This is a genomic window from Paenibacillus sp. sgz302148 (genome assembly GCF_056120465.1).
Window position 1 is genome coordinate 73,777 of the sequence record NZ_JBVYOJ010000020.1, and the last position, 25,137, is coordinate 98,913.

The 25,137-nt window shown below is 49.2% G+C and carries 30 protein-coding genes and 1 pseudogene; 11 read left to right on the top strand and 20 right to left on the bottom strand.

Features of this window, described 5'->3' with window-relative positions; genetic code table 11:
* Positions 1 to 41: 41 nt before the first annotated feature.
* From AC0LWM_RS25540 to AC0LWM_RS25555, 4 genes are all read right to left on the bottom strand, one after another.
* The gene (locus AC0LWM_RS25540) at positions 42 to 839 is read right to left on the bottom strand and encodes a C39 family peptidase (protein ID WP_474677838.1); all 798 of its coding nucleotides are present in this window, start codon (positions 837 to 839) and stop codon (positions 42 to 44) included.
* Between the two features lie 216 nt (positions 840 to 1,055).
* Positions 1,056 to 2,012: a carbon-nitrogen hydrolase family protein gene (locus AC0LWM_RS25545; RefSeq protein WP_474677839.1), complete on the bottom strand. Its 957-nt coding sequence runs from the start codon at positions 2,010 to 2,012 to the stop codon at positions 1,056 to 1,058.
* Positions 2,009 to 2,842, bottom strand: coding sequence for a uroporphyrinogen-III synthase (locus AC0LWM_RS25550; protein ID WP_474677840.1), 834 nt, complete (start codon positions 2,840 to 2,842; stop codon positions 2,009 to 2,011). The genes AC0LWM_RS25545 and AC0LWM_RS25550 overlap by 4 nt, the downstream gene beginning before the upstream one ends.
* A gap of 42 nt (positions 2,843 to 2,884) precedes the next feature.
* Entirely contained in the window at positions 2,885 to 4,603 is a 1,719-nt protein-coding gene (locus tag AC0LWM_RS25555) for an NADPH-dependent assimilatory sulfite reductase hemoprotein subunit (protein ID WP_474677841.1), read from the bottom strand.
* Between the two features lie 259 nt (positions 4,604 to 4,862).
* Between AC0LWM_RS25555 and pdxR the strand changes: the two genes are divergently transcribed.
* A complete protein-coding gene (gene pdxR / locus AC0LWM_RS25560) occupies positions 4,863 to 6,299 on the top strand; it encodes a MocR-like pyridoxine biosynthesis transcription factor PdxR (protein ID WP_474677842.1) in 1,437 nt (478 codons plus the stop codon).
* 94 nt (positions 6,300 to 6,393) lie between these two features.
* Here the strand turns inward: pdxR and AC0LWM_RS25565 are convergent, their stop codons facing one another.
* The 5 genes from AC0LWM_RS25565 to cyoA form a co-directional block, all read right to left on the bottom strand.
* Positions 6,394 to 6,966: an SCO family protein gene (locus AC0LWM_RS25565; protein ID WP_474677843.1), complete on the bottom strand. Its 573-nt coding sequence runs from the start codon at positions 6,964 to 6,966 to the stop codon at positions 6,394 to 6,396.
* 190 nt (positions 6,967 to 7,156) lie between these two features.
* Positions 7,157 to 7,483, bottom strand: coding sequence for a cytochrome o ubiquinol oxidase subunit IV (locus AC0LWM_RS25570; RefSeq protein WP_474677844.1), 327 nt, complete (start codon positions 7,481 to 7,483; stop codon positions 7,157 to 7,159).
* Between the two features lies 1 nt (position 7,484).
* The gene (gene cyoC, locus AC0LWM_RS25575) at positions 7,485 to 8,030 is read right to left on the bottom strand and encodes a cytochrome o ubiquinol oxidase subunit III (RefSeq protein WP_474677899.1); all 546 of its coding nucleotides are present in this window, start codon (positions 8,028 to 8,030) and stop codon (positions 7,485 to 7,487) included.
* An 80-nt stretch (positions 8,031 to 8,110) separates the two neighbouring features.
* Positions 8,111 to 10,093: a cbb3-type cytochrome c oxidase subunit I gene (locus AC0LWM_RS25580; protein ID WP_474677845.1), complete on the bottom strand. Its 1,983-nt coding sequence runs from the start codon at positions 10,091 to 10,093 to the stop codon at positions 8,111 to 8,113.
* 30 nt (positions 10,094 to 10,123) lie between these two features.
* On the bottom strand, positions 10,124 to 11,032 hold the full coding sequence (cyoA, locus tag AC0LWM_RS25585) for a ubiquinol oxidase subunit II (protein ID WP_474677846.1): 909 nt from the start codon (positions 11,030 to 11,032) through the stop codon (positions 10,124 to 10,126).
* Between the two features lie 265 nt (positions 11,033 to 11,297).
* On the opposite strand from cyoA, the gene AC0LWM_RS25590 reads away from it, so the two are divergent.
* From AC0LWM_RS25590 to AC0LWM_RS25600, 3 genes are read left to right on the top strand one after another with little or no spacing between them, the layout of a single operon-like run.
* On the top strand, positions 11,298 to 11,576 hold the full coding sequence (locus AC0LWM_RS25590; protein ID WP_474677847.1) for a dihydrodipicolinate synthase family protein: 279 nt from the start codon (positions 11,298 to 11,300) through the stop codon (positions 11,574 to 11,576).
* On the top strand, positions 11,494 to 11,856 hold the full coding sequence (locus tag AC0LWM_RS25595) for a dihydrodipicolinate synthase family protein (protein WP_474677848.1): 363 nt from the start codon (positions 11,494 to 11,496) through the stop codon (positions 11,854 to 11,856). Before AC0LWM_RS25590 ends, AC0LWM_RS25595 begins: the two co-directional genes overlap by 83 nt.
* Entirely contained in the window at positions 11,853 to 12,479 is a 627-nt protein-coding gene (locus AC0LWM_RS25600; RefSeq protein ID WP_474677849.1) for a histidine phosphatase family protein, read from the top strand. The genes AC0LWM_RS25595 and AC0LWM_RS25600 overlap by 4 nt, the downstream gene beginning before the upstream one ends.
* Before the next feature lie 93 nt (positions 12,480 to 12,572).
* Here the strand turns inward: AC0LWM_RS25600 and AC0LWM_RS25605 are convergent, their stop codons facing one another.
* On the bottom strand, positions 12,573 to 13,043 hold the full coding sequence (locus AC0LWM_RS25605) for a GlcG/HbpS family heme-binding protein (protein ID WP_474677850.1): 471 nt from the start codon (positions 13,041 to 13,043) through the stop codon (positions 12,573 to 12,575).
* Positions 13,044 to 13,275: 232 nt separating this feature from the next.
* Here AC0LWM_RS25605 and AC0LWM_RS25610 point away from each other — a divergent pair, with 232 nt between their 5' ends.
* Both AC0LWM_RS25610 and AC0LWM_RS25615 read left to right on the top strand, forming a co-directional pair.
* Positions 13,276 to 13,605 (top strand): cyclic-phosphate processing receiver domain-containing protein, encoded by a 330-nt coding sequence (locus tag AC0LWM_RS25610; RefSeq protein WP_474677851.1) that lies wholly within the window; start codon positions 13,276 to 13,278, stop codon positions 13,603 to 13,605.
* A gap of 178 nt (positions 13,606 to 13,783) precedes the next feature.
* A complete protein-coding gene (locus AC0LWM_RS25615) occupies positions 13,784 to 14,212 on the top strand; it encodes a VOC family protein (protein ID WP_474677852.1) in 429 nt (142 codons plus the stop codon).
* 103 nt (positions 14,213 to 14,315) lie between these two features.
* On the opposite strand, the gene AC0LWM_RS25620 is transcribed toward AC0LWM_RS25615, so the two are convergent.
* The 6 genes from AC0LWM_RS25620 to AC0LWM_RS25645 all read right to left on the bottom strand — a co-directional run bounded on the left by AC0LWM_RS25620 (position 14,316) and on the right by AC0LWM_RS25645 (position 18,041).
* Positions 14,316 to 14,567 (bottom strand): YolD-like family protein, encoded by a 252-nt coding sequence (locus AC0LWM_RS25620; protein ID WP_474677853.1) that lies wholly within the window; start codon positions 14,565 to 14,567, stop codon positions 14,316 to 14,318.
* A 22-nt stretch (positions 14,568 to 14,589) separates the two neighbouring features.
* Complete coding sequence (locus AC0LWM_RS25625; protein WP_474677854.1) at positions 14,590 to 15,621, bottom strand: tetratricopeptide repeat protein; 1,032 nt, start codon at positions 15,619 to 15,621, stop codon at positions 14,590 to 14,592.
* Positions 15,622 to 15,955: 334 nt separating this feature from the next.
* Positions 15,956 to 16,276 carry a bis-aminopropyl spermidine synthase family protein gene (locus AC0LWM_RS25630; protein ID WP_474677855.1) on the bottom strand — a complete coding sequence of 107 codons (321 nt, stop codon included), beginning with the start codon at positions 16,274 to 16,276 and terminating at the stop codon, positions 15,956 to 15,958.
* 114 nt (positions 16,277 to 16,390) lie between these two features.
* Positions 16,391 to 16,654, bottom strand: a complete 264-nt coding sequence (locus tag AC0LWM_RS25635; protein WP_474677856.1) for a hypothetical protein — start codon at positions 16,652 to 16,654, stop codon at positions 16,391 to 16,393.
* 258 nt (positions 16,655 to 16,912) lie between these two features.
* Positions 16,913 to 17,443: a hemerythrin domain-containing protein gene (locus AC0LWM_RS25640; protein WP_474677857.1), complete on the bottom strand. Its 531-nt coding sequence runs from the start codon at positions 17,441 to 17,443 to the stop codon at positions 16,913 to 16,915.
* Positions 17,444 to 17,486: 43 nt separating this feature from the next.
* Positions 17,487 to 18,041, bottom strand: coding sequence for a DoxX family protein (locus AC0LWM_RS25645; RefSeq protein ID WP_474677858.1), 555 nt, complete (start codon positions 18,039 to 18,041; stop codon positions 17,487 to 17,489).
* Positions 18,042 to 18,283: 242 nt separating this feature from the next.
* On the opposite strand from AC0LWM_RS25645, the gene AC0LWM_RS25650 reads away from it, so the two are divergent.
* From AC0LWM_RS25650 to AC0LWM_RS25665, 4 genes are all read left to right on the top strand, one after another.
* Entirely contained in the window at positions 18,284 to 19,402 is a 1,119-nt protein-coding gene (locus AC0LWM_RS25650; protein WP_474677859.1) for a mandelate racemase/muconate lactonizing enzyme family protein, read from the top strand.
* Positions 19,403 to 19,487: 85 nt separating this feature from the next.
* Positions 19,488 to 19,769 carry a hypothetical protein gene (locus AC0LWM_RS25655; RefSeq protein ID WP_474677860.1) on the top strand — a complete coding sequence of 94 codons (282 nt, stop codon included), beginning with the start codon at positions 19,488 to 19,490 and terminating at the stop codon, positions 19,767 to 19,769.
* A gap of 354 nt (positions 19,770 to 20,123) precedes the next feature.
* Positions 20,124 to 20,360 carry a 3-dehydroquinate dehydratase gene (locus tag AC0LWM_RS25660; RefSeq protein ID WP_474677861.1) on the top strand — a complete coding sequence of 79 codons (237 nt, stop codon included), beginning with the start codon at positions 20,124 to 20,126 and terminating at the stop codon, positions 20,358 to 20,360.
* A gap of 169 nt (positions 20,361 to 20,529) precedes the next feature.
* On the top strand, positions 20,530 to 21,546 hold the full coding sequence (locus AC0LWM_RS25665) for an alpha/beta fold hydrolase (RefSeq protein WP_474677862.1): 1,017 nt from the start codon (positions 20,530 to 20,532) through the stop codon (positions 21,544 to 21,546).
* Between the two features lie 94 nt (positions 21,547 to 21,640).
* Here AC0LWM_RS25665 and AC0LWM_RS25670 read toward each other — a convergent pair whose 3' ends face one another.
* Together AC0LWM_RS25670 and AC0LWM_RS25675 are read right to left on the bottom strand one after the other, a co-directional pair.
* Positions 21,641 to 22,819 (bottom strand): NAD(P)/FAD-dependent oxidoreductase, encoded by a 1,179-nt coding sequence (locus tag AC0LWM_RS25670; protein WP_474677863.1) that lies wholly within the window; start codon positions 22,817 to 22,819, stop codon positions 21,641 to 21,643.
* Between the two features lie 33 nt (positions 22,820 to 22,852).
* Complete coding sequence (locus tag AC0LWM_RS25675; protein WP_474677864.1) at positions 22,853 to 23,272, bottom strand: helical membrane plugin domain-containing protein; 420 nt, start codon at positions 23,270 to 23,272, stop codon at positions 22,853 to 22,855.
* 262 nt (positions 23,273 to 23,534) lie between these two features.
* Here AC0LWM_RS25675 and AC0LWM_RS25680 point away from each other — a divergent pair.
* A pseudogene (locus AC0LWM_RS25680) lies at positions 23,535 to 23,636 on the top strand (hypothetical protein); the annotation flags it as partial.
* Between the two features lie 55 nt (positions 23,637 to 23,691).
* Here AC0LWM_RS25680 and srtB read toward each other — a convergent pair.
* The gene (srtB, locus tag AC0LWM_RS25685) at positions 23,692 to 24,555 is read right to left on the bottom strand and encodes a class B sortase (RefSeq protein ID WP_474677865.1); all 864 of its coding nucleotides are present in this window, start codon (positions 24,553 to 24,555) and stop codon (positions 23,692 to 23,694) included.
* Between the two features lie 90 nt (positions 24,556 to 24,645).
* Entirely contained in the window at positions 24,646 to 24,975 is a 330-nt protein-coding gene (locus AC0LWM_RS25690; RefSeq protein WP_474677866.1) for a DUF1904 family protein, read from the bottom strand.
* Between the last annotated feature and the right edge of the window lie 162 nt (positions 24,976 to 25,137).

Genomic DNA, 25,137 nt, shown 5'->3' on the forward strand with positions numbered 1-25,137 from the left:
TATTACGGCAAACCCACGGCTGAAAACGGGACACCCAGGAGTTAAGCGACGTATGATATCGCTTGGCTGCCCATTTGCACCCATGCTTTCTCAAAATTGTCGCGCAATACTTTTTTGTTCGGCTCGTCTTCGTAAGGGTCATTGATATACACGTATTTGTTATCATACCCAGTCATCACGACGCTATGCTCTTTATACGTAACTTTCATGGAGCCGTTCGCCGTTTCCCATATTTGGAAAGCATCGTCGTCAAGCGGTGCAAACTTCGTCGTCGTAATGACCCATACCGGGAAGCCGTTATCTAGTGAATCGTACAGGTCGTCGATCGTGCCGCCCGACAGATTGATCAGCTTGTCCGGCAAATATTGCTTGCCAAGCGCAAAAATCGGGTCCCCGTAAACGCCTAGACCAGGGTTGTCGAACGTATAGACATCGCCGACGAAACCTTCGTTCATGTCGCCGTGAAGACCGTTTTTCTGAAAAGGCACCTTTGCAACTTGCTTCGCCAGCGTCATTTTGTCCACCTGAACGCCTGCATCGTTCAACAACATCGCGAGGCTCGTTACCTCGCAGCCCCGAGCCAGCTCCGGCATTTGCTGAATCAGGGGGACGTCAAGCGGCAGATTCGTTTGGGCATGCTGCTTGGTCGATTGAGCCGAGGTTGCGGAATCTGTCGCTACGGCTTGATTGTCTTGGGCGGGAGTTGGAGCCGCTGCTACTGGCGCTGTCGCTGCAGCCTTGGATGACCTCGCCAGAATAACCTGATTGTTATGTTCCAGCAGATAACCGCCTGCTATTATCAATAAAATAAAGGTGATGGCGAGACGCCATTTCTTCATCTTGCATTCCTCCTTGCTAGTTATTGCAAAAAAAAGAGATTAAGATGATCCTAGACTATAAATATATAATAAAAATGACTTCATTTTTGTAAGTAAATATTGCCAGATTCCAGAATAAACCAAATATCATTGGATCAAGTGCCTTAAAAACGCAAAAAGGACGCCTCTCTACGAGATGCGCCCTAGTAACTATATTTCATTCGAAAATAATATGAATTAGTTCATGCCAACCGTCCGTACGATATCTTGTTTCTTCTCGTTCACGATCAATTGAAAAATGTCCGGACGGCTGTAATGCCCTGTTACGTCAAAGTCAAAACGGCTTTGCACGACTTGGGTAAGATCCAGTTCCGCGATGAGAATGCCTTCCTGGTCATACAGCGGCTTAGCTACATATTCCCCAAGCGGTCCAACAATGGCGCTTCCCCCTCTGCTTAGGATGTCATCATCTTCCTTCATGTCTTCATAACAAGATAAATCGGCTGGATATGAAGCTTTTGTCGCAAACTGATTGCAGGAAAGGACGTAACAACGGCTTTCGCAAGCGATATGCCGAATCGTTGCCTGCCACGTATCGCGGGCATCTGCCGTAGGCGCGATGTAAATGTCGATTCCTTTCGCATACATGGCCATGCGGGCAAGCGGCATGTAATTTTCCCAGCAGATCAAACCGCCTATTCTTCCGAAAGGCGTATCGATGACGGTGAGCGTGCTGCCGTCCCCTTGTCCCCATAAGAGGCGCTCGGAACCCGTCGGAACCAGCTTTCGATGTTTGCCGAGTAAGCTGCCGTCCGGTCCGAAGTAGATCATGGAGTTATATAAAGTTCCTGTGCTGAGTTCCTGATCCCGCTCCACGACGCCGATCACCAGATAAACCCCCAATTGTTCGGCGAGCTCGCCTAAAATTTCGGTTTCCGTTCCCGGCACGTCGACGGCGCTATCCCAATATCTTTCCCAATCTCTTCTCCCCGCGGCATTGCGGCTTCCGACTCGTGTACCGAAGCTTAAGCCGCGCGGGTACCCCGGCAAGATCACCTCAGGAAATACAATCAGCTCGGCTCCTTGTCCGGCAGCTTCCTTCGTCTTATTCGCAATCATATCCATTGCGGATTGTTTATCGAACAAGATGGGTGCGGATTGAACGACGGCTACCTTCACATTTCGTTTTTTCACTCGGACATCCCCCGCAGCGTTGATTTATTTCGGTAGTAATGAGTTAACTCAATAATCATGGCGCCCATGCGCTCATTCTCAGGCGTCAGCACGCGCTGAACTCCCTCTTCCTTCAATGCCTCCGCCGTGACTTTACCTACCGCTACCGCGAGCACTCTTTTTTTGAAGCAATTGTTCACGTCCAAGTACCCTCCGCTGGCTTTGATATAATCATAAAAATAACGAACTTGAACGGCGGTCGTGAAACAGACGGCATCGACGGAACCATGGATAATTTCTTGACAAAGTTGCATAGAGACATTACGATCCGGGGCAACATGCTTATAGGGCATGAGTGGCCTGACCGCGGCTCCTTTATTGACAAAGAAGTTCACGAGTGACGGCATTGGTTCGCCATGAAGTTGAATCGTAACGCCTTGACCTTCAAAATCGAAGGCGGCAAGTTCCCGTATAAGTCCCCGCGTCGTGCCATCGTCATCGATCACGATCGGTTTCATGCCAAGCTGCTTCAGCAGCGCAAAAGTTTTGTACCCTCTGGCCCCAACCTTGGACTGCTTCATCATGCCCAGAAGCTGCGGCTGGATCCCGATTCGCTCCGCCTGAAGCAGCAAAGCTTCTAGCCCGGTACCTGTCGTAAAAATGAACCAGTCGGTCCCGCTCTCCATCAGGCGAGATAAATCGCGCTTCATATCATCTTCCGCTAAATACAGGGTTCCTTGCTGCGGACGGGCGATCGCTTCTCCTCCCTGTCTTGCGATTATCTCGCTCAGTTCCCCGATTTTGCGCGAACCGGTGATGACAATCCGTTTTCCTTCCAAACCGCCTGTCATTTCGTAGGCTCCTTTCTCGAGCAAACTGCAGATGTATTCGACTTAGCTGCCCATCTCGCCGACTTCTTCGCCTTGGAATCGTAGTTTGCCGGCTCTGCGCCAATAACTGCCGAAATCCTCTTCCGGTTCCCGCTCCTGAACATATGACATCAATACTGGACGGACGGTGTTTAGCAATTGTTCGAACGGCACCGCTTCCCGAAACCTTTCGTTCAGTGCCGTGCCAAGGGAGCTGCCTCCCAAGAACACGTCATACTTTCCGGGCGCCCTACCGATAAATGCGATATTGGCGTTGTAGGGACGCGCGCAGCCGTTGGAGCATCCGGTCATCCGAATGGTGATGTCTTCCTTGGCGAGATGAAGTTCATCGAACAATTGCTCGAACTGCGGCAACAAATCCGGCATCGCTCGCTCCGACTCCGCCAAGGCAAGTCCGCAAGTCGGCAGCGATACACACGCCATCGAATTTTGCCGGACTTTGGATATTTCATCCGGCAGAGGCACGCCCGCTTCCCGCAACCGTTCTTCGATGAGCGGCCGATATTCGTCTGCGATTCCGCCGAGAATTACATTTTGCTGGGATGTAAATCGGACGGTCGGTTGGAATTCTTGCACTATATCTCGCAGCGTCGATTTCAGCCGTATCCCTTCGGTGTCCTTAATGCGTCCGTAAGGAATATATAAGCCAAGGTAGCTGATCCCCTCCCGCTCCCTATGCCACCCGAGATGGTCGCTCCCATTGTGCCAGGTCAGCTGCCTCGGCGGCTCCAGCTTACGCTCTAGCCTCGCCTCGACTTCTTCCCGGAACCAATCGAGTCCGCGCCGGTCGATCAAATATTTCATGCGGGCGAAGCGCCGGTTGGCGCGATCGCCGAAGTCGCGTTCGATGGTGACGATGGCCACGCATGTATCCAAAATCGTATCGACGGCTTCGCCCCTCGCAACATAACATAGCGGACTTGCAAGCCTCGGATACGTTTCCTGGTCAAGCGCCATTCTCCCCATGCCTCCGCCTACCAGAACGGTATAACCTTCGACGTGTCCGCCCTCGATATGTGCTACAAGCCCAAGATCGTTATCGTAAACATCGAGGCAATTATCCCCTTCCGGCACGATGGCGACTTTAAACTTGCGCGGCAGGTACACATCGCCGTACAACGGCTCTTCCGTTTCGCCATCCGCCAGTTGTACGGGCTCGCCATCCACCCAAATTTCATGATAGGCATTGGTCTTCGCACTTAGCCGATCGGCCAAAGCAAGCAAGTCATGGCGCATCTCGTCGCGGTACGGCTCGTCGCCGGGTTCCGCGCAGCAAATCGTATTGCGGCCGGAATCTCCGCAAGCCCCTAATGTCGTCACTAGCGCTTCATTCAGCGTCTTGATCGTCGTCTTCAAATCGCCCTTGAGAATGCCATGAAGCTGCAGCGTTTGACGCGTTGTGATGCGCAAGTTTCGATAATCCGAATACTCGTCGGCCAGGCGGTCAAACACTAAGTATTGGTCCGGGAATAATAACCCTCCCGGAATTCGAGCGCGGATCATCATGCTGTAATGCCGGTCTTTGCCCTCTTTCTTCAACTGGGCGCGCAGATCGCGATCGTCCTGCTGATTTACGCCATGGAACTTAAGCACCTGGACGTTTTCTTCCTCGAATTTGGGCTGTCCGTCTTGAAGCGCCTCTTTAATCGTTCCCCGCAGGTGCCGGCTTTGCCGCTTGATCTTTTCGATTTTGGATACATTCTCGTCGTCAATCGCTGCCAATGAACTCACTCCTTATTTGAATTCCTACTTTTCCACTATGATATATGAATGAATGACAAAACAAACCATCCAATACCGGATGATTTCAAGCCATCCATTTGCCGGAACAGATGATCCAATTGGTTAAGCAGATAGACCAACCATGTTCAAACAATAGTAATACATTTGTCATTGTTAAGATAAAAAACTTATCCATATGTATTGAAAAACAGTGATATGATAAAAAACACAATCATATCCAAGCGGAGGGAACATAAGCATGTGGAAGCCCGATCGTCAGAGCAATAAACCTCTGTACGAGCAGATTGCCGATCATCTGGAACGAAGAATCTCATACGGCGAATTCCCGCCAGGCAGCTTGCTGCCTTCTGAGCGAAAACTGGCCGAGCAACTCGGCGTAAATCGAAGCACCGTCATTTTGGCTTTTGCGGAGCTACGTTCGCTTGGGATCATTGAAAGCCGGACGGGCAGCGGGACGCGCGTAAGCAAGTACAAATGGGGGGCCACGCCCAAGCATACGCCGAATTGGAGTCGATATGCCGAGGGCGGAAGCTTCCTGCCGAACTTGCCGTTTATGCGCAAAATTCGTGAAGCGCTGACACAGCACCCCTCCCTGATCGATTTCGCAAGCGGGGAGCTGGCATCGGATTTATCTCCGATGGATGAAATCGCAACACTAATGGACAAGCATCGTTACACCTCTTATTTGGGCTACGACAACCCGCAAGGATATATTCCGCTCAGACAATCGCTGGTGTCGTACCTCGGCAAACACCGGGGCATCCAAACAACCGAATCTTCGATTCTGATTACTTCCGGATCTCAGCAATCGTTGTATTTGATTACGCAATGCTTGTTGTCCCCCGGGGACGCCGTCGCCATAGAGGATCCTTCCTACTGTTACTCCCTGCCCATGTTTCAATCGGCCGGGCTTCGGTTATACCGTCTTCCCGTCGACGAACACGGCATTCGTCCCGCGGACATTCGCGCTTTATACAAGAAACACCGCATCAAAATGGTGTTTATGAATCCGAATTTTCAAAATCCGACAGGCACGGTGCTTGCTGCAGAGCGGCGCGTACAGCTGTTTGAAATCGCCAGCGAATTGGGCTTGCCGATTGTTGAAGACGATCCTTTCGGTCTGACCGCTTATGACGGGAATCCGCGCGCTCCGCTCAAATCGATCGATCCGGTCGGCTCGATTCTTTATATCGGTTCGTTCTCCAAAATCGCCGCTTCCGGACTTCGCGTCGGGTGGATGGTCGCGCCGCGTTCCATCGTCGAGCGTCTTGCCGATGCCAGGCAGCAAATGGATTTCGGACTAAGCGTCATTCCGCAGCAGGTGGCTGCGCAGTTTTTGGACTCGGCCTATTTTGAGCCTCACTTGGAGCGCTTGCGTACCCAGCTGCTCTTTAAACGCGATTTGATCATTGAAGCACTGCAGAAGGAGCTTCCGGATCTTGTCCGTTTCACGATTCCTCAAGGGGGATTGCACTTATGGTGCAAGCTGGTCCCCGAGGTCCATGACGGCAAGCTGCTGGAAGAAGCGATCAAACAAGGAGTTGTATTTGTGCCGGGAAGCGTGTACGGATCGGATTCCGGTTTCGTGCGGTTTACTTATGCAAGGCCCAAAGCGGAAGAAATTGGTCCAGGAATTGCAAAATTCGCGAATGCGCTGCGTGAATTGATGGGTTGAAAGCAAACAACCGCCTGCAGCAGGCGGTTGTTTCTTTACTTGATCCGATTCATTTTTCATTTCATAAACGCGAATTCCATCCCCCATCATCCATCTATCGCTGCAATGCTTTGATATCTTTAACGATTGTTTCGTAGGGGGTGTCCGTCATCCCGTCGTACTTGGCGACAACCCTTCCGGAAGGATCGACCAGATAAAAGAAGGTGCCGTGAATGACTTGATCGTCGGAGTCCTTCGCGATGGCGGAACGGAACGATTTCAACAGAAACGTTTTGATTTCGTCGAACGAATACCCGGTTAGCCCATGCCAATCCGTAAAATCCGCTTCGAATTTGGACAGGTAACTTTTTAGTGCCGCGGGATCATCCCGCTCCGGGTCGACCGAAAACGATACGAGTTCGGCCTTCACGCCCTCGGACTTCAACTGCTTCTGCAATTCCGCCATATGAGCGGACATCGTCGGACAAACCGTCATGCAATAGGTGAATACAACGTCGGCTACCCATACTTTTCCTTTCAAATCGGACAATGAAAACGGTTTGCCGTCTTGATTGACGAACTCAAAGGGCTCGACCTGATACTGGAGCTGCTTTGGCTTGCCGCCGCATGCGGTGACCGAAACCATAACAACGATGGAGAGGCAAACGAGCATAATCGCTTTTTTCACCGCCTAATCCCCCTTCGATTCTTTGTATTTCGAGATCCATAGCGCAATCGCCTCAATTTCGGAGAACCGGTGAATCCGATTTTTGCGCACAAGCACTTAGCAATACGATGAAGAGAACTGGGACAATGCCCTTGCAAATTCTGCTCATCATGTTAACCTCCTTAACCGATGGAACTCGCATTCTGCATACTCATAACGCTACCATGTTGTACAGCATGACCCACATCGACCCGGCTACGATCACGACCAAGATAACAAGGCCTAGAATCAGAGAAATCAGATTATAACGAGGCTTCTTCTCCTCTCGCAAATGCATGAAGAAGTAGAGCTGCACAAACAATTGCAGTACGCCTGCCGACATCAACACGATAGCGTTTGCTGTCCCCTCCAACCAGCCGCCCAAAGCGATGGCTATAGGAATGATCGTCAGTACGATGGAGCAGAGGAAGCCGATCGTATACGATTGAAATGATCCATGCGATTCCTCCTGCAAATGAACCGTATCCGTATGCGCCATCCTAGCTCACCCCCATTAAATAAACAACCGTGAATACGAAAATCCAGACTACATCGAGAAAATGCCAAAACAAGCTGATTACGTTGACTTTACGCTTCGTTGCCGGCGTAATTCCGTGTTTGGACAGCTGCAACATGATCGCGATCATCCAGACCAGTCCGATCGTTACATGAAGACCATGCGTGCCGACCAGCGTATAAAACGCCGATAAAAACGCGCTGCTGCCGATCGTTGCGCCTTCGCCAACGAAATGCGCAAACTCGCTGATTTCCAGCCCGATGAACACTGCGCCGAGCAAAGCCGTCACGGCGAGCCAACCGAGCAAGGCACGCTTATTCCCGCGATTCATCGCAAGCAGCGCCAGTCCGCATGTATAACTGCTTGTCAGCAGAATAAACGTGCTTGCAATGACTCCGCCCAATTCGAACAGCTCAGCCGGACCCGGGCCGCCGTTCGTGTTGTTCTTCAGTACGATGTAAGCGGCGAAAAACGTACCGAATATCATAATGTCCGTCATCAGGTAAATCCAAAATCCGAATGTTCTCATCTCTTCCAAATCCGGATGACCGTGTTGCTCCTGTGGGGAGACGCCGCGATACGCCTTATTTTCCGTCAAATGGGGTGAACTCATGAGGTTCTCACCTTCCTTATGGCCGCTTCCGTGCGTTTGATCTCTTCTACCGGAATATAATAATCGGTGTTATAGTTGAACGAATGGACAAGCATGCAGACCGCGACGCCGGCCAGCCCCGGGATGATGAGCCATAACCACTGAAACACGAATCCGAATCCGGCCAGAAACCAAAAACCTGCCATAATAATCGGGATACCGGAGTTTTTCGGCATATGAATCGGCTCCAGCTGCTTTTGGGCCGGAACGGCTTGTCCCTGTTGCCTGCGCCTTTTCGTCTCCCACCAATCATCCTGTTCCGTAACTTGCGGAATCACGGCAAAGTTATATAGCGGCGCCGGCGAAGGAATCGACCATTCCAAGGTGCGTCCGTTCCACGGATCACCCGTCGTGTCGAGATGTTTACGATGATGCTTGACGCCATGCGCAATTTGCCAAACTTGAAACAAAAACGCGATCCCCATTAGGCCTGCGCCGACAGTGGACACCAGATTCAAATCCCACCAACCTTTGTCCCAGCTGTACGTAACGACACGCCGGGTCATGCCCATTAATCCGAGCACGTATTGCGGCATGAAGCATACGTAAAACCCGATATTCCAGAACCAGAACGCCCACTTGCCGATGCGCTCGTTCAGCTTGAAGCCGAACAGCTTCGGCCACCAATAGTACAATCCGGCGAAATAACCGAATACGACGCCGCCGATAATGACTTGATGGAAATGCGCGATCAGGAAGTAGCTGTTATGGAATTGAAAATCCGCAGGAGCTACGGACAAAAGCACCCCGGTAAGTCCTCCTACTACAAAACAGGGAATAAATCCGATCGTCCACAGCATCGGCGTCTCGAACGTGATTTTGCCCCGGAACATGGTGAACAGCCAGTTGAACACTTTGACGCCGGTCGGAATGGCGATAAGCATCGTCGTTAAAGCGAAGAATGCGTTGACGTCCGCGCCCGAGCCCATCGTGAAGAAATGATGCGCCCATACGAGGAACGACAATACGCTGATGATCATCATCGCATACACCATCGAGTTGTAGCCGAACAGCTTTTTCCGGGAAAAGGTCGATACGATTTCCGAAAAAATGCCGAACGCCGGCAGCACGATGATATACACCTCGGGATGACCCCACATCCAAATCAGATTGATATACATCATGGGGTTGCCGCCGCCGTCCAATGTGAAGAAATGGGCGCCTGCATACCGGTCCATAAACAAAAGCGCGAGCGTAGCCGTCAAAATCGGGAACGAAAAAATGATTGCGATGCAGCTCGACAATACCGACCATGGGAACATCGGCATTTTCATCAGCTTCATGCCCGGCGCGCGCATTTTCAGAATGGTGACGATAAAGTTGATTCCGGTCATCAAACTGCCGATCCCGGAAATTTGAATGCCCCATATATAAAAGTCTTGACCGACGCCCGGATTGTACATCAGCTCCGAATAAGGCGGATAAGCAAGCCACCCTGCATCCGGCGAACCGCCGATGACAAACGACAGGTTAAACAGCATCGCGCCGGCGAAGAACAGCCAGAAACTGAGTGCGTTCAGGAACGGGTAAGCCACGTCTCTCGCCCCGATCTGCAGCGGGATGATTACGTTAAATAAGCCGAACATAAACGGCATTGCCATAAACAAAATCATAATGACGCCATGCGTCGTAAAAATTTCGTTATAATGGTCGGGCTGCAGGAACTGAAATTCCGGTACGGCGAGCTGTGCCCGCATCAAGAGAGCGTCGACACCTCCCCGAAACAGCATCAGAAACGCCGACAAAATATACATGATGCCGATTTTTTTATGATCGACGGTCGTGAGCCATTCCCGCCATAACCAGCCCCATTTTTTGAAAAATGTCAGTGAAAATATGATCGCCAGAAGCGTCAGCACGATGCTGACGTCCGCCCCATAAATCATCGGATCGCCCGTTACGAAAAATTCGGACGCGAAAGCCTTCACGTTCTCCCACATGATTCGATTTCTCCTTTCCTATCCCCTCTGTTACTTGTCCGTTATCATGTCTTGCATCTCTTTCCAGGAGAGTCCATGGTTATGGGACGACGCATATTTAGTAACCGTCATTTCAAACAAACCCTCGGGGAACGAAGAGTACGTCATGACTTCGGACGCGGAGGGCTTGACCAGTTGCTTGTAGCCATCGAGCGTAAGCGCAGGCGACTTGCTTTTAATCTCGGACACCCACTCATCGAATTTCTCTTCCGTCGTGGCTTCCACGCCGAAGTACATTTTCGCAAAGTCGGTTCCGGTAAAATTGGCGCCTGACCCCCAATATTTCCCGTGTTCGTCGGCTTGCAAGTAAAGCGTCATCGCCATGCCGGACATGGCGTACATTTGACCGCCCAGCTGAGGAATCCAGAACGAATTCATCGGAGAATCGGCCGTAATTTCGAAGCGGACCGGCACGTCCGTCGGAATTTTCAGCTCATTCACCGTCGCGATCCCCTGCTCCGGGTATTGGAACAGCCACTTCCAGTTGAGCGAAGTCACTTGAACGGTCAATGGCTTCACCTTGGATTCCAACGGCTTGGATGGCTCCAGCGCATAGGTGGATTGGACGGTAATGATCGCCAGCGTGAGAATGATCGCGATCGGTATCCCCCACCAAACGACCTCCAGCTTCGTGCTATGCGACCAATCCGGCGAATATGCCGCATTTCTGCCCTTCCTGTCCCGATAACGCCAAATGATAACGGCCGTCAAAACCAGAACAGGCACAATGACTATGCTGCATAGCAATGTTGAAATAATCATCAAGTCTTTTTGCTGTTCTGCAATCGGACCTTTCGGATCAAGCACGATGACGTTATCCGTACAGCCGGTGGAAACCAGCAGCAAGAATGCCAGCATCGATAAGGATGCCAGCCATCGCAGCGCTTTTTGCAATTTCATGTTTTCAGCTCCTATCGTCTTGCATGAATATGTCTCACTATAGTAAAGGGGCCTGCAAGTGTCACCAGCCGCTTATGTACGCCGTCAAACCATCCAAATTCAACAATTCGTTATATTTGAACAAAATTTGTACGTTTATGAAGTGGACCCGTCCAAGGTGTACACAATTGGGTGGTTACTTTCCCGGAAAAACGATTTACATTCAAGGCACAAAGAAATCTCGATCTCGATTGATGTCATCATTCAGGGAACGGAGTTGAAAACTGTGCTTACCGAACAAACTTTGCATGGCGTATGGGTGCCTATTGTCACTCCTTTTGACCGACGGGGGAGGTTGGATACAAAATCGATTGAAAAGATGGTGCTGCGTTTATCGGGCAAAGGAATTCGCGGATTCATCGTAAACGGAATAACCGGGGAATCCCCGGCGATTACGTCCCGAGAGCTGGAACTCGTGATCGGTGCAACGTATAAAGCACTCGCAGCATCCCGCTCCGTCCCGCTCGTTGTTGGAACCGGATCGAATCATATTATGCGGAGATGATGAGCTGTTCTTTGCTTCATTATGCTGCGGGGCGCAAGGAGGAATATTAGCCGGCGCCAATCTGGATAGCGAGCAGTTTGCGCAAGTATACGAACTTTTCCGGGCCGGGGATATCAACGCGTCCAAACAAAGATTTGACGAGCTGCTGCCGCTTGTTCGATTTCTTCATTCGGAGCCGTCTCCCGCTCTTCTGAAATGGCTTCTCGCCGAGCGCGGGTACATCCGTTCGGATCGACTGCGCTTGCCTGCGATATCGAAAAAAAGGAGGGCTATACAATGAAGGAGACAATCTTATATTTGACCAGACATGGGCAAACGGAATGGAATACGGAGAAAAGAATGCAAGGACATCGGGATTCGTCGCTGACAAGCTTAGGCGTTCTTCAAGCGAAAGGGTTGCATGAGCGATTAAAAACGATACAATTCGATGCCGTATATTCGAGCTCCAGCCCTCGGGCGTTAAACACGGCAAAGCTAATTGTAGGGGACAACCGACCACCGATCATTCCAATGGATGAGCTAAGGGAAATCAATATGGGGTTGTGGGAGGGACAACGTATCGAATGGATACAAAAACAATACGCCGAAGCGTATGCTAACTTTTTCGATCATCCCCATCTATACCGGCCTATTGGGTCAGGAGAAACCTATGCGGAGCTAATGCGTCGAGCAATACCGGCGATCGAAGGCCTATTATCCAAACATAAGGGCGAAACTGTGTTGGTCGTGACGCACAGGATCACCTTAAAGAGTATCATGGGGCATTATGGGAAAATAATGTTGGATCAGCTTGCAAGCTTACCGGATCTTGAACCGGCGAGTCTTTGCAAAATCTCGGTGAAAGACAATGTTCCCTCGATTGTAATGTACGGCGATACGTCTCATTATAAGACTTCCGAATAGCTTGTCCATTGTTACAAAAAGCGCATCGTTCATTTAGTCGGTTTCACGACCGATGATCGATGCTGTTTTTTGTGCCAATCCGCTTCGGGTTGTTCAGTATTGCCATACCGAACCAATTTGAGCGTTATAGCTCGGAACATTTGACCTGCCATGCATCATCGTTTCGAAATATTGAACCGCCGCAGTTGCAACCTCGATGTCTTGGGCACTACTCCCCCCGCTTACGCCAATTCCGCCGACAATATGACCCTCATGAGTTAACGGAATGCCCCCTCCTAGGATCACGAGTCTACCGTTATTCGTTGTGTTTATACCAAATGTAGGACCACCCGGCTGCGCGGATTGCGCCAAATTTGACGTGGGCATTTGCATGCTTACGCTCGTCCAAGCTTTATTCTTGGAAATTTCAATTCCGGCGATTCTTGCATGATCCATTCGATGAAAGGCAATTAAGTTTCCTCCGTCGTCAACAATCGCAATATCGAAGGGAAGTCCCAACTGACGGGCTTTGTGTTCGGCGACTTCCAGCAACTTTTTTGCCATTTCCAAAGTAAGTTTATGCAAACTTTCACTCCTTTCCTTATACCGCTACAGCATATGATGAGGATGCCCAAATTGTGAATTAGTCAAATCAAGAGCATCGAATGAACCTGTTACAATACAAGAAGAATGTATTAAAGGGGAGTTTTGGTGAGGTGAAGGCGCCCTGCACGGAGCACCCCCTCAATCGTCCAATCAACGATTGTCATCGTCACATATAATGGCTGGATAACTAAACCATTGAGGATGATATTACATGATCAATGTTTTTCTTGACGATCTGCGGCCATGCCCGAAAGGTTACAAATACGCAAAATCGGCTGATGAATGTATTAAACTGATCAAGAAAAATAAAGTAAACGTATTGTCCTTGGATCATGATTTAGGCTTTGCTTGTCCCTCAGGGTTCGAAGTCGTTAAATATATGGTGAAAAACAAAAGATATCCGAATCAAATCATACTGCACACGGCCAATCCATTCGGAAGATTTCGAATGTTTCACTTATTGAGACAAAATAAACCGAAGGAAGTTTCGCTGCTCGTCCGACCAGAACCGCTATACTTAGACTTTAATATCGAGCTATGAGCACGATAAACTAATTAACCGAATAGAATGACAGTACAGGCTGCCGCAAAGATTAAGATTATTTCCAGCAGCCTGTTTTTTCCTTATCCAAGGCTTCTTAAATTGAATTATGACGGGCATCAATGATACAATGTTGGATGTATCACAATTAACATTTCAATTGAAGGAGCGATTGCCAATGTCTCTTGATGTGTACATTAATTTTAACGGGAATTGTCGTGAAGCCGTCGAATTTTACGCCAAAGTTTTTGGTACGGAAACACCGAAAATGATGACTTTCGGCGATACGCCGCCTCATCCGGATTATCCGCTCCCGGAAGAAGCCAAGCAATTAATTATGCATACGCGGCTCAATATTCTCGGAAGCACAGTCATGTTCTCCGATGTATTCCCCGGCATGCCGTTTGTCGCAGGCAACAACATCAGCCTTTCCGTCGTCAGCAAAGATATTGACGAAGTGAAGTCTTTGTTCCATAAATTGAAAGAAGGCGGCAAAGTTGGCATGGAGCTGCAAGAAACGTTCTGGAGCAAATGCTACGGCAGCGCGACCGATAAGTTTGGCATTGAATGGCAATTCAACTTAGACAACGGCGAATCCTTCATGTAATTTCAAGTTACATAAAGTCAATGAAAAAGGATACGGAACTTTTCCTCAAGTGAAAAGCGCTGTATCCTTTTTCTAATTAGGTTCAAACCGATTCGTAACGCAATCAATCTCTCGGATAATCGATTCTCATAATATCCATGAAAGGAATCTTTAACGTATTCTCATGCTGCTTGACATGTACTTTTCCTGTACGCGAGTCCAAAAGGACGATTTGTCCCCGCACAGGCTCTTCCCGCCCCCACACGGTCAGCAGAACAATGGATTGTTCATAATAAGCTTCCGTAATTTGGTTGCCGATTTCCTCCAATACGAACTCATCTCTAGTCGGTCGTTTGGCGACCTTTGGTTTTGCCACATGCAACGCTCCTGACATTCATCTAATGATAAATCAACGTATCCCCTTCGTGATCCACAAATAGGGAGAGAAACTCCTTAAAAGCATCCGTTTCCGTAACCTTGCTCAAAGCCGCATCGGACATGACATAGTCCAGATAAGCATCGTCCAACTCAATTGCCTTAATGAGCATATCCGTTGCTTCATCGATCTGATCGAGATAGCATAGGCATTTGCCTAGCCCATATTGGAACCCCGCATGCCCAGGGTATTTGTCCGCGGCATCCCGGAAGAACTGCATAGCTTCCTCGAACTGTTTAAGCTCGATCAATGTGGCGCCCATCCTCGACAGAACAAATTGATTATCCGGTTCGATCGCAAGCCACCGCTCGTAAATGGACCGTTCTTTATCGTATTTGCCGAGCTGATGATAGCAATAAGAAATGTGGTAATACCCATCCGGATCGTCCGGAGCCATCTGAATATATTTAATAAAATCATGTATAGCCAGCTCGTACTGCCCTAATGCTTTATTGCACATGCCTAGACCGTACCTGGCATGACGGTTGTCGTCTTCCATCTTGATCGCTTCGTAATACGATTGTTTGGCCTCTTCATGCCGATTTAATCCAACCAGCGCATTCCCTTTGTTCGTAAACTCGTAGCTCGTTCCCTTCGTCAACGCGATCGCTTGATTCACATAAACTAACGCTTCTTCATACCGCCCTATATTATGCAGCGCCCAGCTCTTGTTATTTAAAGCCGAATCATGATACGGATCTTTCTCCAGTATGAGGTCGAACAGTTCAAGCGCTTTTTCGTTCTTGCCTTGATAGACGAGATACATGCCTTTTTTGTTGAGAGCGTGCGGATCGTTCGGGTGGATCGCCAGAAATTCGTCAAGCCGCTGAAACGCCTCATCCGGCTTCCCTTCTCTCCACAACTGATTGATCGACTGATGATCCAGCGCATCGTGCTTGCTGATTAACAGCCGATTGATCTTAATGCTTTTCCCACTAACATAATGAATAAACAATGCAAAAGGATATAATATCCGATTAATATGTTTAACCAACTTTCGATCACCTTGCCCTTAGAATAGCGAGCTAAAAGTTATAAAGCCCGTGTCCACCGGGCACGGGCTTCATACTAGTTTAACTTATCAAATTTATCGAGGCTTGTCCATAGATCGTTAATGTTCACGTAAACGTCATTATGTAACGATACTCTTCTCGATCATTCGGAAAGTTGTGCCTAAACAGACGGAACACCCTTGGTTCTTTAATTCTTCGATCGTTGGAATTTCGGCTTGAGACCCGACTAGAACGGTGGCACCGCACGACTTGCACTGATAGGTTCGTAACGTACGTCTAACCTCACCTGTGTAGAGCGCATCTTCGAAACAACCGTCAATTTCCGGCAAGGTCGGGCGATTTATGGGCATACGAAAGGAAAATAGGCGAGCCCTTCCGCCTCTTTAAAGATGCGATTCCCCTGGACAAAAATAAGGTCAGTCCTTGAAGCGTATAAGGCGGATCCGTAAAAAAGCAGTCGAATTGCCCGGTCAACTCCTCCGGCAGGGGCTGCCGCAAATCCAGAGCCTGGCAACGAATAGGCAGACCTTCCCGGTCGGCGATCTGGCGGATGCAATGCAAAAATCGCTCATCGATATCGACGACGGCAATCTCCGTTTTGGACCTATTGGCGCCCGGAAATAACCGTTGATGCATGAACGTTAACTTGCGGACGTTGCAGGAATGTATTTTCAAGCATGGATAATATGTCGCCTGTGACTTGGTTCGCAAGACCGTCACCGGTCATGATATCATAGTACAACGTTTTGTTCATGCCCCCGTAGCCCATTCCTCCTCAATCCATGAGATGCCTTCCTTCGTGCAGCGCACGCCTCGATCTTGCTGCAAAACACCGGCTCGGATCAATTCCTTCTTGACCGCAGCGGCGACCGGAATGGGTAATAAGGTCCTGCGAGCCAATTCTTTGGTTGAAATCCCCGGCTGCATATAGCATTCGACAACGATCTGCTCGATGACCCCGGGCCCTTCTTGCAGCCACACACGAGCATGTACCTCATTAATTACATGTTTCAAAAGCTTGATCTCCTCCTCATTTGAAAAACCAACGCAAAAAAGGCAGAAGTGAACATATCGTTCATCTTCTGCCCTTGTGATTGGGATGACTGATGCCAGCGTAATACCGTATTGCAGTGGAAATGAAACACCTAGATAGGTTGTTGGCAGATCCCGGCATATCGCAAAAAAAACCGTGCCCAAGAGCACGGTTTCCGCAGGTTAAATTATACCCACCATTATACGCGGCCGATAATCAAAAATCAAGTTTCGATGACTTCATAGCCCGTTATGCTCAATGTCTTCCATCAGTCGTTCGGTCGTTGGAAACAAAACGTCTTCTTCGACTCTGAAGTGCTCGGACACGATCATCAGCAATTGCATCAGGTAAGTCAATGCTTCTTCCGCGTCTTTGTATTCACCGGTTGCCTCGTAGCAACGATTCTTCTCCAGGAATGCTCCGTAAAATTCTTTGGCCAGCACATGATCCTGTACCAACACGTTTACCGGTCCCATAGTCCCGCCTGTTTGCGGTCTCGCCACGGGGAACAAGGCGCGTTCTTCCCTCGCAAGATATCGTTCCACATCTTCCATGAACGCAATGAACTTATCTTTGGCCAAGTCCAGGGCTGCCGAACACTCCACATATGCCGAACCGTTCGGTTCCCACTCGATCGTCTGCAGCAAGTCGTCCAGTCTTGCTTTTAAAGCGGCGTGTTCTTCCTTCACCTGATCGAATGTGTTCATGCATTCCAGCAATGAAAGGGCTGCCGACGATGACGGCTTGACTTGAATTCCCGGAAGGCTCATTTCTCTCCGCTCCTTTCTATTCTATTATTCAGCTATTGCTCCATCACCTTGGCAGAGGGTTCATCTTGTTATTGGCGGGATGATGGCCTTTGGTTCCGGTACCGGGACGACGCGTGAACAGTTTGCGAAGCAGCGGAAGAACGTAGTAGTCCGCTCCGAATTTGCCGGCGTTAGCGCCGCCGATCACTACGATCATCCCGAAGAGCATAAGCCAAGGATTCGTCGAAACGGTTCCGGCGAACATAAACATGAAGTTCATCAAGAGCCCGAAAAATGCCGCGGCTGTCGTGAGCGCACCAAGAATTAAGCCTAACCCGACCAGGAATTCCCCTAACGGAATGAGGAAGTTGATCAGCTTGACGTTCGGCAGCGCAAAATGATCCACGAACGATGTGAATGTCGGATAAATCATCTCATTCGTCGCTTTATCGATAACCGGTTTATTGACGGCATTGTTCAGGAAGCCCGTCGCGTCAAAGGCCGTGTCTCCCGCAAGCTTGTGCCAGCCTGCCGTCATCCATTGCCATCCCAAGTACACTCGCGCCAGCAACAATAATGCTGCCGCCCATACATTTTCTCTCATCCATTTGACTAACATTTGCACCAGCTCCCTTCGAATTGTAAATCCATTTCATTCAACTTGCGTGATGAAGATCGGCTGTTGTACATCCGCATCACTTCCTTTTGTTTTTCTGACTTCAGTATAGTTGGAAGTGTCTTCCGACGGTGTGAGTTTAATCACAAAGGGATGTGGCGTTTTATTGAACGGCAGCCGTAGACGTAATAATTAGAAAAGGGATTGGCATACTACGAATAACTACAATTGGAGGAGTACCCTCTGTGCATATACGCATGATTGAAACCTACCCGCTTTTTTATCGGCTACCGCGTCCATATGGGGACGCAAACGGTACTAAATCGTACAGATCCTGTTACCTGATCAAGCTCACGACCGATACGGGGATTCAAGGTTGGGGCGAATGCGTCGACTGGCTGCCCACGCTGCATAAAGGCTTTCATGAGCGCATTATTCCTTTTCTAACGGGAAAAAATATCACCGACAGAAGTCATTTCATTCGGACGATCAAAGGATGGCATCCTCGCGCCGCGGCAGCGGTCAGCATGGCTTTGACCGAAATCATCGCCAACTCGTGCGGAATACCGGTTTGCGAACTTTGGGGCGGCAAGTTCCGGGAACAAGTTCCCGTATACGCTTCTTTCCAGTCCTATTCGGAGGAGGACAACTGGCAGAAGAGGTCCTTGGATGCCATACAACAAGCAATCGATCTCGGGTTCAATTCATTCAAAGTTAAAATCGGCGGAAAATCGATTTCCGAAGATCAACAGCATATCAGTTCCGTCCAAAGCCTGCTGCAAACGAAGCTGTCTCTAGCACTCGACGCCAACCAGAGCTATGATCTTACCGCCGCGATGCAATGGAAAAGCAAATTGGAGAATTGGCCGAACCTGCTCTGGCTGGAGGAACCTATGGATGTGAAGAAAGTCGGCGATTACGCGCTGCTGCGAAGCCGCCTGCCCATCCCTTTAGCCGGAGGAGAAAATATCGAAGCAGCGGCGGATTATATTCCTTTGTTATCCGGGCAAGCTTTGGACTATGTCACTCCGGACCCGCTGCATGTATCGGGCATCGATTGTTATATAGAGGCTTTAAAATTAGCTCGAAATTATGCCGTGCGAGTATCGCCGCATTGTTTTGACGGCGCGTTGTCCCGTTTATATGCAATATTTGGGCAAGCCTGCTTGGAGCCTTGGGGGAAAATCGGATCGGACGTCATTGAACCGGTGGAATGGGACGTCATGGACAATCCGTTCGTCAACATCATTCCGGTTAACCCTGTCGGCGGAGAAGTACGGATCCCGACGGGGAACGGAATCGGCGTCGATATCGACCTGGATTTGCTAGCTCATTATCGTTGGGATGGAACAATCTATGCTTGAGAATCAATTCTATTGACTTTGGAGCGCAAATCATATAATATCATCTACTGTGAAAAAAATCCGTTAACATAAGGTGATGACGAATATGGCGTTCCAACCAAACATTCTTTCCGTCGAATTGTCCGAGAAAAACGAGTCTGCCGGATTGTATCATTTTCTTGTCCGCTTTAACGGCGTCACATGCCGGGTATTCTATGAAAAGAATCCGACCCTGAAAGCCAAGAGCATTACGCGTTTGTTAGCAGAGCCTTGCCCGATCTGCAAGGCGGATTATTATTGCAATTGCATGCAAAGATTTCTGGAGCCGATTGAGCAGCAAATTAACGAGCGTGGTTTGATTACACCCGAAATGGTAGCTGCAAAGTAATGTTTTTGCCGATAGAGACGGATATTCCGTCTCTTTTTTCATTTGACAATTTCACAGAATTTTCATACAATTATGAAACTACGCAGGGGACTGGAGATGATCGCCATGAAAAATGTTATTGCTGTAGGTAAAGGTATGCTGTTCGGTTTGTTCGGTTTTGCCGCGCTCCCCATCCTTCTCGTCAGGAGCCTCATCGAGATATTAAGTTAGATCCATGCACTTATTCTTAAGAGGACGGTCATCATGATCGTCCTTTTGTTGCTTTTTGAAACAAAGATGTCACGATCCCTTAAGATTATTTTAATAATCGTTATGTATACTATTTACAAACAATCTATGATTGGAGGATAATCTATGAAAATTTTGGTTAAATTTAATAATAAATCGATCCCGGTATTCTTTAACAAAACGAAAAAAGTCAATAACAAACTTTTATCCGAGCTTTCCTCTCTATTGGAGAAAAAATATCAAAACGGCAAGCGTGCGCTCAGAACCTGCCTCGATACGCTCATTAGCATTGAAATTTTGGACGGCGAAGCGATTCTGCATTCGATTCGCGAGGACGACTCGCTTGCCTTATCTCTCTATTAATCGATTCGAGGCTACTAGGAACAAATAAACCCCGCGCTGATTCGTCCGGGTTTGTTCCCGCCCCATGCATATTTTGCATGGGGTTTTTGACATGGGGCCGTTGTCCGCGATAACATGTCGGCGTTACTGGGCATATGATGGTATATCCAAGTTCGAAAGGAAAATGAGTATGTACCGATATCAGCCCCAGATGGTTTATCTGATCGGCCAGAACGGCGTCCAGCCATCCGCTTCACCCATGCCTAACTGGCCTTATGGGAATCGACAGCAGCCTCAAACCCAATCGCAATATCCGGCTCAGAATCAACTTCAGTACGTTGCTCCAACTCAACAGCCGTACCTTGCCCAGAATCAATCCCCATATCCCGCTCAGTTTCAATCACAAATTACTGCTCAGGGTTATCCCCCTCAAATCCGCGCGAGCAGCGAGCCGAAACGCGAGAAAGTTCAGCCGCTCATATTCGTGCTCGTACATGGCTCCTGGGCGGATGCTTCCTTCTGGAAAGGCATAGCCGACGAGCTGCGCAAGATGGGCCATGTCGTCTATGTACCGGAATACCCGGGCCACGGTACGGACCAGAACAAGAATGTCACCCATGCGATGATCTCCAAATCGGTGGCCGATTTTATCGCAGCCCATGAGCTGCACAATGTCGTCCTGGTCGGCCACAGCTTCGGTGGGAGTGTCATTCAGAAGGTAGCGGAGGTTGTGCCGGACCGGATCAAGCGGCTCGTATTTTTTGACGCCTTCGTGCTTCAAGACGGAGAAAGCGTTGCCGACGAAGTGCCGCCCGAAACGCGAAAGGCATTTCAAGCGCTTCGCAAAAACTCGAGAGACGATACGATCATGCTGCCGTTCCCGATCTACCGTGAAACGTTTGCGAACTTGGCCAGCCTTGAGCTTACTCAGCAAATGTATAACGCGATATCTCCGGAGCCGGCTAAACCTTTGTTCGAAAAGCTCGATCTCAAAAAGTTTTATAGTCTCAACCTGCCGAAGAGCTACCTGTACCTGACTGAGGATGCTGCATTGCCACAAGGCAGCAGCACGTTCGGCTGGCACCCTCATATGTCCGACCGGCTCGGGCTGTACCGGCTTATTCAAGCTCACGGGGATCATATGTCAACGGCAAAAACCGAACCCGGCATGCTCGCATACAAAATTTACGAGGCCGGGCGTGACTGACGAGAAGAGGCGAGCAAACAAAAAAAAGCCGCGCCACAGCCGTGATCGGCTGCGGGCAGCTTTATTTTTGCCATCAAGCTTATAAGTATAGAGATTAATACACCAGAGAAGACAGTCCGTTGATGTGAGACAAGTAACGTACGTTGCTCGCTTCTTTCATCAGCGTTGCCGGCAGACCTTTCAGCTTCGTATTGTTGCCGCCGATCGTTCCGACTGCGTCTTTGCGGCCCAAACTTGCCAGCGTACCGGAAAATACCGGCTTGAACGTCTTCATCGGCGCACCTTTGTAAGCTGCGAACAGGTTGTAGCCAACCGTTTCGCCCATTTGCCATGCGATTTGCGCGCTCGGCGGGTATGGACGACCTTCCGGGCTCATGACAACAGCGCTGTCGCCGGCCAGGAATACGTCCGGATGCGAAGTCGATTGCAGGAAATCGTTGACAGTCGCGCGACCGCGATTCACTTCGATGCCGCAGTTCGCAACAACGGCATTGCCCGTTACGCCGCCGGTCCATACCATCGTGTTCGTTTCGATCACGTTGCCGTCCTTCAGCATAACTTTTTGGCCTTGAACTTCGGTTACCGCTACGCCCGTAATGAATTTTACGCCGCGTTTCTCCAAGCTGGTTGTCGCGCGCTCAACCAGATCTGGCGATAGCATCGCGAGAACCGAAGGCGCAGCTTCAACGCAGTACAACGAGATGTCGTTAAAGTCGACACCTTTTTTCTCGCACATTTTCGGCAGCATGTCAGCCAGCTCGCCAATCAGCTCGATACCGGACAAGCCGCCGCCGCCGATGACGAACGTTGCGTCCGCTTTATCTTTCGTTTGCGCGTATGCATCGATGCGCGCTTCGACGTGTGCGCGGATTTTGTTTGCGTCTTCTACCGATTTCAGCGTGAGGCTGTATTGCTCGAGGCCAGGGATGCCGAAAAATGCCGTTTCGCTGCCGAGTGCAATGACAAGCGTATCGTATTCCAGCGTCGTGCCGCTCTCCAGCGTGACTTTCTTCTGGTCTGGCGCAATGTTCGAAACCGTACCGATTTTGATATCAATTGCTTTATCGCGCAGCAGCTTGTCCAGTGGCAACGCTACGTTACGCTCGTTCAAGCTGCCGACGGCAAGACGGTGAAGCTCCGTTACGATTTGGTGGGATTGGTTGCGGTTTACAAGCGTGATCCGTGCCTCTTCAGCCGAGAAATATTTGCGAGCCGTTTGTGCAGTAAGCAAACCGCCGTACCCGCCGCCTAAAATCAAAATATGCTTTGACATGCTGATCCTCCATTCTGCTTCCGGTTTACCGGACTAGCGTTGTTTTTGGCGTTCCGACAATACGTCGAGAAAAGCTTGCGTGAAACGGAACATTTTTTGGACTTGCGGATCTTTCAACATTTTGAGCAAACCGAACAATCCGATCGTGGAGCTATCCAGATTCGAGCGGTCGTTCGCTTCGATCGCAGCGGAAGCCAGACCTTTCGCCGTATCTCCGATCGGCTTGACGAACTCCTCGATGCCGCCTTTCAGATCGTCGATCAGAACGCGATCCGTTGCGACGGATTGAGCTACGTCATACACCTTTGTCAGCATCGTTACCATTTCGGCCAGTTTCGGCAAATTTTCGACCAGCTCGGAAAGAGACTTCTGAACTTCCGGCTTCATCAGTTGGTCGAGCACGTCCAGTTCGCCACGGACAACTTGCGGTTCTTGCGTTAATGTTTCGGACATGAGTAAAGGCCTCCTTTGCATCACTTGTTGTTTGTACCGCATCTATCATCGACTGCGAATAAGCTGTGAATATTTTCACTACAAAAAGCAAGAGACGATTTGATCCGGCTTAACTTCTTTATCATTCTAATCCTTTTGCCCAAGAACTGCAATTCATTTTACACAAATTTTGTCGTCTTTTGAACGATTGTTCTAACTATTCGTAAAATATGCTGCAGGTACAGCATCAGATGGCGGCAATGAAAAGGCTGCCGACAATCCAAAAACCGGCGACTCCGGCATGATGTCTTATACCGTTCTCTTGTTTGCGAGCGGGCTCGTTGTTATGGTCGCTGCATCAAAATTGAGAAAAGCGAAATCTTGATCCTAGAAAATACAGACGAAAAAACCGGTCTTGTCTTCAAGACCGGTTTTATGTATTAATCGGTAACCAGTTTGGCGTGAATCACCAATCGCGCATCGTTAAAATCATAGCTGCACGTCGATAATGTAAGGATTTTATCCGCGCTGGTCAGAACGACATCCGTCTCATAAACCGATTTCTCCCGAATCGCTTGCAGAAACTTACCGAACTCCGCATCCGACTCGAATTTGGTCTGAATATAATTAAATTGCGTATCGGTTACGTAAGCCGAAAAAACTTCCCAAACCATCTCTTTGCCTATCGTATCGAACGTAAACGTCCGGTTTTCATTAAAAAACGTTTTGTTCTCATACTTGACGAGATGCTTGAACATCGAACCGTCCTTCATATGATGTCCGTACAGGATGGTGTTCCGGCCAAGCGAAACCGGGTCATTCCTGTAGTCCATAAATATGGCGCCGGCCCCGCTTTCTTTATGCTCAAACGAGTGATCGAGGTAGTATTCGTTGTCTTTGGCCTGAACTGCAGGGTAGTCGATATTCGTGCCCGCAATCTTCAACCATCCGACGGTATCGGGATTTATTTCAAGCAGCTTCGTAAAACGAGGGTTCATCGAATCGTCGGCTTGAGCATGATGCAGCAAGGAATCATCTGGGTTGGCGTTTCTTTCGACGGTCCGGTTCGGGACCGCCTTCTCCTGCCGATCCAAGCCGTTAACGGGCACGGGAAGCCGATTCCATGCATCATCCGCTGAACGTCCCTCGTAATAAGCATCTCGCAGTCGAGAATACGTTTGTTTGCTCTCGGATTGGTCATTGAGCTTGACTGTGATCATACATAAGCTGTAAATAAGGCATGCTGCGGCAACTAAACCAATCATGAACCAAACAGACTGACTGCGCTTCGTGCTTTTGATCATAAACATGTCCCCCTCCGCCTTTCCCCCTCTCCAGTATATCATACTAAAAAATGCTAAATTTCATTTTCTTAATGGTGGATCCTGTGAGCCTCACGTATGGCTTCTGCTCATAAGCGGATGTCCCTGTTTGTAATATATTTCGGGGTTCAGCTCCACAAAATAAATATGCGCATTTTCGTATCCGTATCGCATCAGTTCGTGGGACAGCCACAACGCAATGGCATCGTAAACCTCCTGATCCCGATGAAATAACGATATTTCAATATAGGGCGGATGATTCGTAATGGCTTCCATTTGGATGAGTTCCAGCTTGACCTTGTCAGCTTGAACTTTGGCAGTCCTCGCGACTTCCTGCACGATTCGGGGCGCCAGTTCCACGATGTCCGGTTTCGCAAATCCTCTAAAACGCAAAAAAGGCATAGTTCCCTCCTCGCTGAATCGTCGTTCGATTCTCGATTTTCAGGATTACTATATGCCTCTTTCGAATGATCGTCAACAAAGGAATCCGATTGAAATCATGAGATTTTGCCGGGTAGTGCGGTTTTTAACCCGAATTACGGGCTAGTTTGCTCCGTAGTTCGA